This window comes from Streptomyces sp. UG1, from assembly GCF_049974585.1.
Taxonomy (GTDB): Bacteria; Actinomycetota; Actinomycetes; order Streptomycetales; family Streptomycetaceae; genus Streptomyces.
This window is the reverse complement of the sequence record NZ_JBNGGG010000002.1, coordinates 264,312-276,541: the sequence shown is the minus strand read 5'-3', so window position 1 is coordinate 276,541 and position 12,230 is coordinate 264,312. Positions and strand designations below refer to the sequence as shown.

The following is a 12,230-nucleotide window of genomic DNA, read 5'->3' as shown; positions in this document are numbered from 1 at the left end:
GGCCCGTCACGTGCGCGGGCCGATGAAGTTGTCGAGGTGTCCGTTGCCCGTCCGTCTTCGTTCCGGACGAGGACTGCGCCGGCCGGTACCCGCGTGACGGCCGTCCCGGTCTCTTGCCCGCCCGGCCGGCCACCGTCTGCTTGGTGACCGGACGGCCGCAGCGGCGTCCCCGCCTTCGCCCCGGTGACCGGGCCCAGGACGATCCGCTCACCACCAGTCGCTTAGGCTGGTTTCCTTGTCGCCGGTAAGGAGGCGCAGGCTGCGGCGGCGTGTGCTCGCCGTCCGTGAGAGGGAGGCGTTCGCGTGGCAGTGGCCGGAGGCCGGTCGACGAAGCGGCTCCAGCGGGGAACCCTTTCCCAGGGGCTCATCGTGGAGACCGCGCTGCGGATCCTCGACGAGGACGGACCGGACGCGCTGACCTTCCAGCGCCTCGGCAAGGAACTGTCCTCCTCCGCGACCGCGGTCTACCGGCACTTCGCGAGCCGCGACCACATCATGGTCGCCGTCGCGGAAGAGCTCGACAGGATCTCCCTCGAGGGGTACGAGCCGCACGAGTCGTGGACCGAGTCGCTGCGGGACCTGGCGATCCGTGCCTGGAACACCGCGCTGGACCACCCGGCGGCCGCCGCGCTCTGCATGGGGAGGGTCACCCGGGGCGTTCACGAGTTGCGCGCCGTGGACGCCGTCCTGGAAGCGTTCCACCGCGGCGGCTGGCGCGTCCGGGAGGCCGTCCTGCACTACCAGGCGTTCTCGAACTTCATCCTCGCCATGGCGAGCAACAACGCCTGGCGGCTCGTCAACCAGCGGTTCGGCGCCGAGGTGAACTGGGTGCAGGAATACCAGCCGGCGGATCCTGACGCGTACCCCTACGCCGAGGCGGCGAAGGAGCACCTGCGCAGCGTCGACATGACCGAAGTCTTCCGCCGGCAGACGGACATCCTCCTCGCGGCCCTCGAGGCGGAGGCGGCGACGCTCCCGCGCGACTGACGCGCGTCAACTTCGCGGTCGCCGCCCAGCAATGCCTTCGCGGCCGAAATCGGCGGCACCGGTGGCTCGCGCGCAAAGATAGTTAACGCTATTGACTACGCCGTTCACTTGGCGGCATCCTCTCCACACCCAGTGCTCCACGGCTCGCTGCCAAGCGGCGTCCACCGAGCGCCGCGCGCACCGCCTCCACCCGAACTGCTCGCGCTCGTCCCGCCCGATCCCGTGCCCGACCTGCGCAGAGCACGATATCCCTCTCCAGGAGCACCCATGCGCCAGACCCGTACCCGCTCGGTCCCTGTGACCGCAGCCGTCGCCATGACGGCCGTACTCGCCGGCTGCACCACCACGGGATCGACGTCCGCAGACCCGAGCGGCGGCGATGCCGCCACGGCGACGAAGATCCGGACGACGATCGACGTCCCGGCCGGCTTCGATCCGGCCAAGGCGCTGTCCCTGCCGGACTACCAGCTCGCCCGGAACAGTTACGACACCCTCGTGCGCAAGGACGACGGCGGGCTCGTCGGCGGGCTCGCCACCCAGTGGAAGAGCACGCCGACCTCGGCCACGTTCACCCTGCGCAACGACGCGACCTGCGCCGACGGGACGCCGATCACGCCGACGGTCGTCAAGGGCTCCCTCGACCGCTACATCGACCCGAAGACGGCGGCGCCCGATCTCCCCACGGTCTTCGGCCCCGGCAACACGGTGAAAGTGAGCGCCGACGACGCGGCGCGGACGGTGAAGATCACGCTCGCCAGGCCGTGGGGCGACATGGTCACCGGCCTGTCGGTCGCGAGCACGGGCATCGTCTGCCCGGCGGGACTCAAGGACCTCAAGGCCCTCGCCGCCGGTAAGGCCAAGGGCTCCCAGTCCGGCCCGTACCTTCTTCAGAAGTCCCAGTCCGGCGTCTCGTACTCCTACAGGCTGCGCCCGGAGTACAAGGCATGGCCGGCCTGGCGCACGAAGATCCCCGGCAAGGTCGCCACGACGCTGGAGTACCTGGTCTCGCCCGACCCGACGGCGACCGGCAACCTCGTGACGAGCGGCCAGCTCGACATCGGCAAGATCGACGCCTCCGGCATCCCGCGTTTCGACGGCGTGGCCGGCCACAGCGTGAGCATCAGCCGGTTCTCCGACTTCTACCTGCTCTTCAACGAACGACCCGGCACGGTCTTCGCGGACGTCGCCACCCGCAAGGCGGTCGCCCAGGCCGTCGACCGCGCCGCCTTCACCAAGGTCGTCTCGAAGGACACCGGTGAGCCGTCGACGATGTTCGTGCAGAAGGGCATCCCCTGCAACGACCCCGGCACCTCCTTCCTCGTACCGACGGACAAAGCCGCGGCGGCGGACGTGCTCAAGGGCAAGAAGATCCGCCTCGTCGGCCCCCAGGTCGTCGGGCCCGCAGGCGCCGGAAACCAGTACATCCAGGAGGCGCTGCGGGCCGCGGGCGCGGAGGTCACGCTCGCCAACGTCGACGTCGGGGCCTGGGTCGGGACCGTGTTCGGCAAGCCCGACGCCTGGGACCTCACGGTCTTCGCCGACCTCAACTTCCTCGGCAGCCTTGCCAACCCGCTCTCCCACTTCGTGGGCCCGACCGTCCCCGAAGGCGGCGGCAACCTCGGCGCGGTGAAGAACCCCGTGGTGAACAAGGCCTTCGCCGAGGGCGCCGAGGCGACGACCGAAGAGGCCCGCTGCGCCGCCTACCAGAAGGCCGCCAAGGCCCTGATCTCGCAGGTTGACGCGGTGCCGCTGGTCAACGACCCGTTCATCTACGCACTGCGCAAGGGATTCAGCGCACAGATGCTCGGCGGCTCGCTCGACGACCCGATCCTGCGCATCACCGGCTGACGGACCGGCCGCCCGCACGCGGCGGAGACCCACGCGGCCGGACCCGGCCGTCCGGCACGGACAATCCCCGCGCTGTTCCGGCGCCCCGCACCGAGACCCTCGCACCTTTCCCACTGGAGTCCCCTGGTGATCGACCCATTCAGCACCGCCCAGCAGATCGCCGACCTCGTGCGCACGAAAGAGGTCAGCCCGGTGGAGGTGGCCGAGACCTACCTCGACCGCATCGAGCGGATCAACCCCGCCGTCAACGCCGTGGTCTGGCTCGACGCCGACGCCGTGCGCGCGGCGGCCGTCCGGGCCGAGCGGGCGGTGCTGCGCGGCGATCCGCTCGGCCCGCTGCACGGCGTCCCCGTGCCCATCAAGGACCTCAACTCCGTCGCGGGACAACCCAACACGATGTCCTCACTGGCGATCCGGGAGACCCCGCGGACCATCACGGACCCCGACGTCCAGCTCCTCCTCGACGCCGGCGCGATCCCCCTCGGCCGGACGAACTCGCCGGAATTCGGCGCTCTGACCGTCTCCGAGAACGCCCGGCACGGCAAGACACGCAACCCGTGGAACCCGGCGCACACCTCCGGCGGGTCGAGCGGCGGCGCGTCGGCGGCCGTCGCGGCCGGGCTCGCCCCGGTGGCACACGCCTCCGACGGCGGCGGATCGATCCGGGTCCCGGCGTCCGTCACCGGCCTCGTGGGCCTCAAACCGAGCCGGGGACGCGTGCCCGCGTTCGTCCGGGGCTGGGAACACTCGACGACCGAAGGCGCGATCACCCGCACCGTGCGCGACGCGGCCCTCATGCTCGACGTCATGGGCCGTCCCGACCGGCTCGCCTGGTACAGCGCGCCCGAACCGGCTCGCCCGTACATCGAGGAGGCCGGTGCCGATCCCGGACGGCTGCGGGTCGGCCTGCTCCTCGACGCGCCGACCGGGCTGCCGGTCGACGAGGAGTGCCGCACGGCGGCGCTGACGGCCGCGCAGGCACTGCGCGACCTGGGACACGACGTCGTCGAGGCCCGCCCGAAGATGTTCTCGTACGAGGCGATCATGGGCTTCACCTGGACGATCATCAGTGCCTCCACCTACGCCATCGAGGTCGACGATCCGGACGCGGTGGACCCCTACATCCGGCGCCGCCGGGAAACCGCCCTCGAGGTCACCGCGGGCGACTACGCCCGGACGGCGGCGCGCCTGCAGGCCGAGTCACGCGAGGTGGTCGCCCAGTGGGGCCGGGACTTCGACGTCCTCCTCACCCCGACCACGGCGGTCGTGGCGCCACCGGTCGGCCCCGTGTACGACGAGGCGAACGCCGCCCCGGACGGCCCGCGGCGCACCGAGACCCGGATGGTCTCGTTCACCGCGTTCGTCAACATCGCCGGGCTGCCCGCCATCTCGCTGCCCGTCCATACGACCGCGGACGGGCTGCCGGTCGGTGCGCAACTCGTCGGTGCCCCCTTCGACGAGGCGACGCTGCTGCGCCTGTCCGCTCAGCTCGAACCGCGGTTCCGCTGGCACGAGCGGCACCCCGACGACGCGGCGCTCACAGGGGTGGCGCTGTGAGCGCCGGGTCCGCGGTCCCGACCGGGCCGCTACCGGCCGCACCCGTCAGGCGCGCTCCCCGGCTGCGGCTGCGCGGGGGCTGGGCCGGGTTCGCCGTCCGCCGGGCGGGCGGCCTGCTGATGTCCATGCTGCTGCTCGTCCTCGTGACGTTCCTCATCGTGCCCCTGCTGCCGGGCGACCCGGCCCGCGCGATCGCCGGCACCAACTCGTCCCCGGCCACGCTCGCGGCGATACGCGAACGACTGGGCCTCGACGAGCCGCTGGCGACGCGGTTCGTCCACTACCTCGGCGACATCGCGTCCGGACGGCTCGGCACCTCGTTCCGGTTCGACACCCCGGTCGCGGACATCGTCGCGACCCGGTTGCCGTACACCGTCCAGCTCGTCATCCCGGCCGTCCTGCTCTCCCTGGTCATCGCCGTCCCGCTGGGCATGACCGTCGGCGTCCTCACCCGCGACGGACGCCGCCGCCGGCTCGGCGTCGCATTCGGCACGGTCGCCGGGCTCCTGGCGTCGGCGCCGGTCTACGTCGTCGCGACCCTCCTCATCGTCCTGTTCTCGATCAGCCTCGGGCTGCTGCCGTCCGGCGGCGCCACGACACCGAGCGCGCTCGTCCTGCCGATCGCCGCGCTCTGCATCGGCCCGGCCTTCGCCATCGCCCGGGTCGTCCGGCAGGAGACGGCGTCCGTGCTCGCCCAGGACTACATGAGGACCGCCCGCGGCCACCGCCTGGGATCCGTGCGTCTCCACCTCCGCCACGCACTGCCCAACCTCGTGACGAGCGTCCTCACCCTGACCGGTCTCGTCCTCACGTCCCTGCTCGGCGGGACGATCATCCTGGAGAACGTCTTCACCTACCCGGGGCTGGGCACCGAGGTCGTCCAGGCGATCATCTACAAGGACTACCCGGTGATCCAGGGCATCATCCTCGTCGTCGGCATGCTCGCCCTGCTCGTCAACCTCCTCGTCGACATCGTCCTCGGGATCGTCGACCCCCGCACTCTCGAGGGAGGTCGTCGTGGCCACTGACGCGACCGTGCGCCGATGGCGCCGCAACCCGTCGCTGCTGTCCGGCGCCGTGATCCTCGGACTGCTCCTCGTCGTGGCCCTCGTGGCCCCGCCGCTGCTGAGCGGCTCCGCCGAGACCCTCACCGACGACGCCCGGCTGGGGCCCGGTGCCGAGCATCTCCTCGGCACCGACGCCTTCGGCCGTGACGTCCTCGCCCGGGCCCTCGTCGCGACCCGGCTCACCCTGCTCATGGCCGCCGCCGCCACCGCCGCCTCGTTCGTCGTCGGCGTCGCGATCGGCGCGCTGGTCCACCTGGCACCCGGGTGGCTGCGCGAGACCTGTCTGCGGCTCATCGACTCGGCGGTGGCCTTCCCCTCCCTCGTCCTCGCCCTCGTCGTCGCGGCGGTGCTCGGACCGGGCACGGTGTCCGCGATCGTCGCCATCGCCGTCGCCGGCGTCCCCGGGTTCGCACGGCTGACGGCGAATCTCGCCGCGACCGTCGCGGACAAGGACTACGTGCTCACCGCGCGCCTGCTCGGCGTCCCCGGCCCGCGCATCCTGGGCCGGCACGTCCTGCCGAACATCAGCGGGCCGCTGCTGGTGCTCCTCAGTTCGAGCTTCACCCTGTCCCTGCTCGACATCAGCAGCCTGTCGTTCGTCGGCCTCGGTGTGCAGAACCCGCAGTACGACTGGGGCCGGCTGCTCAACGAGGCGCTGCCGCAGATCTTCGCCCAGCCGTCGGTCGTCCTCGCCCCGTCGATCATGCTCATCGTCACCGGTGTGGGCGCCATGCTCCTCGGAGACGGCGTGGCCTCACTCGTCGACCCGCGAACCCGCGGCACAGCGCCCGCACCGGCCGGGACGGCGGACGCGACGGGACCGGCCGCACAGGCGCCTGAGGCGCTTCAGCCGTCGGACGGTGCGGGGGCAACGGCCGGCACGGAGCAGGACGGCCTGCTGACCGTCGCCGGGCTGACCGTGCGGGCCGGTGACCGGACACTCGTCGACGGCGTGTCGTTCACCATCGGGGCCGGCCAGATCGTCGGCCTCGTCGGGGAGTCGGGCTCGGGCAAGTCCACCATCGCCATGGCGATCGCGGGCCTGCTCCCCGAGGGCGTGCGGGCGAACGCGTCGCGTCTCGCCCTCGGCGACCTCGATCTGCTCGGAACACCGCCGGAGCGACGCCTCGCGACCGAGATCGGCATCGTCTACCAGGACCCGATCGGCACGTTCAACCCGGCGCTGAGGCTCGGCACCCAGCTCACCGAGGTGGCTCGGGTGCATCTGGGGACGCCCCGGCGTCAGGCCGCGCAGGACATGGTCCGCGCCCTGGCCGACATCCACGTCACCGAGCCGGACCGGCGGCTGCGCCAGCACCCGCACGAGCTGAGCGGCGGCATGCTCCAGCGCGCCTCCATCGCCTCCGCGATGACGACCAACCCGCGGCTGCTCATCGCCGACGAACCGACGACGGCGCTCGATGTCACCGTCCAGGCGGAGGTGCTGCGGCAGTTCCGGCGCATCAACCGCGAGCACGGCACGGCCATGCTGTTCATCTCGCACGACATCGGCGTGGTCGGCGTGCTCTGTGACACCGTCCTGGTGCTCCACGGCGGCCGCGTCGTCGACCGGACGACGGGCGGCGACCTGCGTCGGGGGACGGTCACCCACCCGTACACCCGCGCGTTGCTCGCCGCGACGCCCGCCGCGGTCGAGGCCGGAGGAGACCTCAACGCCGTCCGGTGGACCGCCGACGCGCATGCGGCGCAGCCGAGCGGGGCGCCGTCGGACGACCTTTCCGACAAAGCCGCGGACCGCCCCCCGGCCGCGGAAGGGAGCCGATGATGTCCGCCACAGCCCCCGCACCGGACCCGCAGACGGCCGGGCCGCTGCTACGCGTCGAGAACCTCACCGTCGAACTCGGCCACGGTGCCGCGGCCCGCAGGGTGCTCGAGGCAGTCTCGTTCGACATCCCCCGGGGCAGCACCCTCGCACTCGTCGGAGAGTCCGGGTCGGGCAAGACGACGCTCGCGCGGACACTCGTCGGCGTCCACAGGCCGTCGAGCGGTCGGATCCTCGTGGACGGCGCCCCGCTGCGCACCTCGCGCGGACGGGCGGGAGCCGCGACGGTCCAGATGATCCCGCAGGACCCGTACTCCTCGTTCGACCCGCGGCGCACCGTCGCGCAGTCGCTCGCCGAGGCACTCGATCCGGTCCGGGCCAGGGTCAAACCGGTCCGGGCCCGGATCGCCGAACTGCTCGGCCAGGTGAGCCTCGACCCGGACGCCATGGACCGCTACCCGCACGAGTTCTCCGGCGGCCAGCGGCAGCGGCTGGCGATCGCACGGGCCCTCGCACCGCGTCCCCGGTTCGTCATCGCCGACGAGATCACCTCGGCCCTGGACCTGACGACCCAGGCCGAGATCCTCAACCTGCTCGCCGGTCTGCGCCGCCGGCTCTCGCTGACGATGCTGTTCATCTCGCACGACCTGGCCGTCGTCCGGCACGTCAGCGACACGGTCGCGGTCCTGCTGCACGGGGACCTCGTCGAACTCGGCCCGACCGGAGCCACCTTCGCCGAGCCGAACCACCCGTACACCGCTCAACTCCTCGCGTCCGTCCCGGGCGACCCGAGGTTCCGCCTCGACGACGAGCCCGTCACGACGTGAATCGACCGGATGCGGTGCGGCTCCCGGCCCGCCGACCGGCCCATGCCGGCCGTCGGGTGGTGCGGCGCTGTGGGCCTGGACCTCGCCGCCCGGGCGCCAACGCCGCCAACGCGGTGGAAGGTACGGCCACGGCCCCTGCGGCGCGGAGCGGCGCGAGCGGGCCCGGCGCAGGCGTGGGGCGGTGTTGCTGGTGTCGGTCGCAGAGAACATCACCCTGAGCACAAGGTATCCGCGGCGCGTCGGACTGATCTCCTGGCGGCGCCGCTTCGTCAACCTCTTCAGCCAAGCCCGCCTGGGGCACCTCTGCCGGCGGCCCGGCCGTCTGGCCTTCGGCGGCGCTGTCCCCGCAGGGCCGGCAGACCGTCGACGAGTTCAACCGAGCCTTCTCCGGCCGTCGGCCGGCGGATATGTGGCCCCCCTTCCACATCACTACGGCCGCCGACAGGGACGGTGCCAGGGCCTGGGACCCGTCGGGTCACCAGGGGGCGTACCGGAAGATCCGGGGCAGCGGACAGCGGCGTCGGAGAGCCCGCTGCCTCACGGCGGCGGGCCGGAGCCGGCGTGTGCGGACGCCGGCATTGTCGCCGTCCGCGGTGGCGGGGCGTACTCGGTGAGCAGGAGGGCGATGTCGTCCGCCCTGTCGGCGGACCGGCGGGCGTCCCGCAGCAGCGCGTCGGCCAGATCCTCCAGGCGGCCCCCGCCCATGCGGGCCAGTGACGCCCGGAGCCGGTCGACGTCGGAATCGATGTCCGAGTCACGCTTCTCGATCAGTCCGTCCGTGTACAGGCCCAGGATCGACCCGGGGACGAGGCGCACCTCGGACTCCGGGAAGTATGCCGCTGTGTCGATGCCGAGCAGAGGGCCGCCGGGCACATCCAGGACTTCGGCCTGCCCGTCGGGCAGGCGCAGCAAGGGCGGGGGGTGGCCGGCACGGACGATGCGCACGACCCCCGAGCGAGGATGGAGGCGGGCGTAGCAGCAGCTTGCGAGGAGCGCCGGGTCGAGGTCCATGTGGAGCCGGTTGGTGTTGGCGACGACGTCGCTCGGCCGGTGGCCGGCGGTGGCGAAGGCCCGCACCGCGCTGCGCAGCTGGCCCATGGCGGCCGCGGCGGCGACGTTGTGCCCCTCGACGTCCCCCACGATCAGCGCGACCTCGTCGCCGGTGGGGATGACGTCGTACCAGTCGCCGCCGATGTCCATCCCTCGGGTGCCCGGAAGATAGCGCCCGGTGACATCAAGGCCCGGCAGTGTGGGCAGCCGGTGCGGCAGCAGCGCGTTCTGCAGGCCGCGGGCGAGGGCGAATTCGGCGTCGTAGAGCCTGGCGCGTTCCAGGGCCTGGGCGATCAGGCCGCCCAGTGCGGTGAGGACTCCGCGCTCCTCGTCGGGAAATCGGTGGACGTCGTCGAAGCCGAGCAGGCAGACGCCGACCGGGCGGTTCGAGGCGATCAAGGGCAGGAACGCCCAGGAGTTGGACTGACTGACCATGATCCCGGGGTAGGTCTCGAGCAGCTCCTCACGGGACTCGACGAACAGCGGGGCCCCGGAGGTCAGCGCGTCCGTCACGGGCAGCCGGGCATGCAGCGGAGTGCCCTCGAACCGGGCGAGAAAGCGCTTCGAATAGCCGCGCTGATCGAGCAGGCGCAGGCGCCGCTCCTCCACCACGGCGATCGCCAGCTTCTGGCCGCCGAAAGCGGGCAGCAGCTGTTCGGCGACGGCCTCGAACACCTCGTGCGCGGTGACCGCCTCGGTGAGCGCGCTGCCCAGCGTGAGCACCCGGTAGAGGGAACCCACGCGCGGCGCCGCGGGCGGGGGCGACCAGGAGGCGGGCGGCCCCCCTTCCGAGAGGGGCGCCCCGGGCCCGGTGTCGGCCGGTACGGGCTGGCGCACGGGTGCCGCCCACCCCGTCATGCCCTGAGCGCCCGGGTGGAGGGAGAAGACCAGCCAAGTGGCCGGTGGGCGGCGGACCAGGAAGGAGACCGGTTGCTGGGAGACCAGGGCGGCCCGGTAGCGGTCCTCGTACACGGGATCGGCCAGCCAGGGCAGGACGTCCCAGGGGCGTCGGCCGAGCAGTTCGTCCTGGCGGACCCGCAGCAGATTCTCCAGGCTGCGGTTGGCGTAGGCGACGCGTCCGTCGGGCGAGAGCGCGAAGAAGCCGTCCGCGAGCCGCTCGATCGCCGCCACGGCAGCCATGCGGCTCCCGGAGTCGAGTACGGCGCCGACCAGATGGGCCGAGGCCTCCAGGTCGTCAGGGCTCTCGGGCACCCGGCCCCACAGCTCGACGGTGTTGCGGCCTCCGCGACCGTCCCGGATGCGCAGGCAGTGTGCCAGCACGTGGCGTTCCTGGACCGCGGCGCGCGCGGCGGACCGGAAGCCGGGCAGATCCGCGGGCTCGATCATGGCCGCCAGAGTGGCCGCCCGTCCGTCGAACTCGCCGGGCGGCATTCCGAGGATCGCGCACAGCTCGTCGTCGGCCGAGAGGGCTCCGGTGTCGAGATTCCAGTCGAACAGGCCCACCCGGATCACCGGAGCGGATGGCAGCGAAACCACCACCGGAGCCATCCGTTCGTCGTACTCACCGAGTGCGCCGCGGGCCCGCAGTCCGGCGAGGGTGGCGCCCAGCCGGTCGGCGGCGGAGCGCAGCTTCCGGCGCTGCGCCCTCGACAGCCCTGTCCCGTCCGGCCTGGCCGTCCACACCACGGCCATGGCGCCGAAGGTCCGATCGCCCGCCCGGACGGGCACCGATGCGGAGCCGAACGGGTAGGGCAGGGCGACCGAGAGCTGCGGGAAGCGCCGCATCGTCTCCTCCGCGCCGGCCAGATGGACCATGCGCCCGGAGCGGTACGCCTCAGCCACTGGCAGACCGCTGTTCACCGGGATCCGACGCCACCCGCTGAGCAGGGAGGGCGGCGAACCGCACGACGCGGCCACTACGAGCGAGCGGTGGTCGCCAGAGAGCAGAAACACGCTTCCGGTATGCGCTCCGGTCAGCTCCACGGCACCGACGACGGCACTGACCAGCGCGTCGTCGCGCTCGGACGCTTCGCCGACACTTGCGGCGCCGAACGGGTACAAGTCCGATGCCACACCGTTGGCCGACACGTTGCCCTCGATCGTCGGTGGGTAATTCGTTCCATTTTAGGACGGTCCATGGCTCCACGTGGAGGGGCGCCGGGCCGGGAAGGCCGTCCAGCGCCCACGGACCGAGCGGCACCGGGACAACCCCAATCGGCAGGTCCGGCTGAGCTTTCTGGGCTGAGTGGAGGGCGCGCGGCCGGGCGGGGAAACGGGCCGTCACTGCCGTACGCGCCCCCCAGCGGCCTACTGGCGCACCAACTGCGGGCGGCCCAGCGACGGCTGCGCCGGTGCGATCTGGCCGTGCACGGCGGGTGCACAGTGCCCCTGGAGGCGGGACAGTTCGCCCGCGCTGCGCTGGAGGGCCACCTCCAGGACCTCCGGCATGTTCAGGGCGCCGGTGCCGTCCGGCGGGACGAGCCAGCGCAGTGCGCCCCAGCGGCAGTGCGGGGCGGGCGCGGCGATCCACGTCCCCGCGCCGAGCAGCCGCACACCGGTGCCGATCCACACGGTCTGCGGCTCCGGGGGCAGCAGGAAGCCCACATGGCGGCGCCGGGCGTCCAGGAGACAGGGGCCCGATTCGAGCAGCGCCAGCTCCTCCAGGAGGTCGGCGACCCGCAGGCCCAGCTCCTCCGGCACGATCAGCACGTCCCAGAACCGGCCCGCCTCCAGAAGCGCGATCCCGGTGCTGCCGTTCTGCCACTCCTGCTTGCAGGCGCCGGGGTCCTCCGACGCCGCGGCCAGCCACTCCATCGACCTCGTCCACTCCGTGAGTGCCATGAAAAGCCTCCCTGTGGTGCGCTGACGCCCGGTTGATGCCTTAGTGCACCGGGTGGCAGGTGCCGCGGCCATACGGCGGGAGCCAATTCCCCGTATGGGGCGAGCGCCCGCGCTTCAAACAGGCAGGTGGCAGGGCGTGCGCCCCCGTACTGACGGAGCGCGCCGGAGCCGGTCGAGGGCGGCCGGAACGCCGGGCGCCGCCCTGCCTGTCGTGTCACCGCCCGTACGCTGTCCGTGCTCGCGCGACGCCTCGCGATCCGTCGGGGCCGTGTGGGGCGCCGGGTGGTCCGTGCGCCGTCTGTGAAGGTT

8 protein-coding genes are annotated in these 12,230 nt (G+C 72.5%); 6 read left to right on the top strand and 2 right to left on the bottom strand.

Going from position 1 to position 12,230, the window contains the following annotated elements:
- The first annotated feature begins 303 nt into the window (after nt 1–303).
- The 6 genes from ACP4J3_RS03505 to ACP4J3_RS03480 all read left to right on the top strand — a co-directional run bounded on the left by ACP4J3_RS03505 (nt 304) and on the right by ACP4J3_RS03480 (nt 8,069).
- Nucleotides 304–987, top strand: a complete 684-nt coding sequence (locus ACP4J3_RS03505; protein ID WP_426530224.1) for a TetR/AcrR family transcriptional regulator — start codon at nt 304–306, stop codon at nt 985–987.
- Nucleotides 988–1,254: 267 nt separating this feature from the next.
- Nucleotides 1,255–2,835: an ABC transporter substrate-binding protein gene (locus ACP4J3_RS03500; protein ID WP_426530222.1), complete on the top strand. Its 1,581-nt coding sequence runs from the start codon at nt 1,255–1,257 to the stop codon at nt 2,833–2,835.
- A gap of 126 nt (nt 2,836–2,961) precedes the next feature.
- Complete coding sequence (locus ACP4J3_RS03495; RefSeq protein ID WP_426530220.1) at nt 2,962–4,392, top strand: amidase; 1,431 nt, start codon at nt 2,962–2,964, stop codon at nt 4,390–4,392.
- Nucleotides 4,389–5,420, top strand: coding sequence for an ABC transporter permease (locus ACP4J3_RS03490; protein ID WP_426530218.1), 1,032 nt, complete (start codon nt 4,389–4,391; stop codon nt 5,418–5,420). The genes ACP4J3_RS03495 and ACP4J3_RS03490 overlap by 4 nt, the downstream gene beginning before the upstream one ends.
- Nucleotides 5,410–7,245, top strand: coding sequence for a dipeptide/oligopeptide/nickel ABC transporter permease/ATP-binding protein (locus ACP4J3_RS03485; RefSeq protein WP_426530216.1), 1,836 nt, complete (start codon nt 5,410–5,412; stop codon nt 7,243–7,245). Before ACP4J3_RS03490 ends, ACP4J3_RS03485 begins: the two co-directional genes overlap by 11 nt.
- Nucleotides 7,245–8,069 carry an ABC transporter ATP-binding protein gene (locus tag ACP4J3_RS03480; RefSeq protein ID WP_426530214.1) on the top strand — a complete coding sequence of 275 codons (825 nt, stop codon included), beginning with the start codon at nt 7,245–7,247 and terminating at the stop codon, nt 8,067–8,069. The genes ACP4J3_RS03485 and ACP4J3_RS03480 overlap by 1 nt, the downstream gene beginning before the upstream one ends.
- Nucleotides 8,070–8,606: 537 nt before the next feature.
- Here the strand turns inward: ACP4J3_RS03480 and ACP4J3_RS03475 are convergent.
- Nucleotides 8,607–11,153, bottom strand: coding sequence for a SpoIIE family protein phosphatase (locus ACP4J3_RS03475; RefSeq protein ID WP_426530212.1), 2,547 nt, complete (start codon nt 11,151–11,153; stop codon nt 8,607–8,609).
- A 234-nt stretch (nt 11,154–11,387) separates the two neighbouring features.
- Nucleotides 11,388–11,921: a hypothetical protein gene (locus ACP4J3_RS03470; protein ID WP_426530210.1), complete on the bottom strand. Its 534-nt coding sequence runs from the start codon at nt 11,919–11,921 to the stop codon at nt 11,388–11,390.
- Nucleotides 11,922–12,230: the final 309 nt, after the last annotated feature.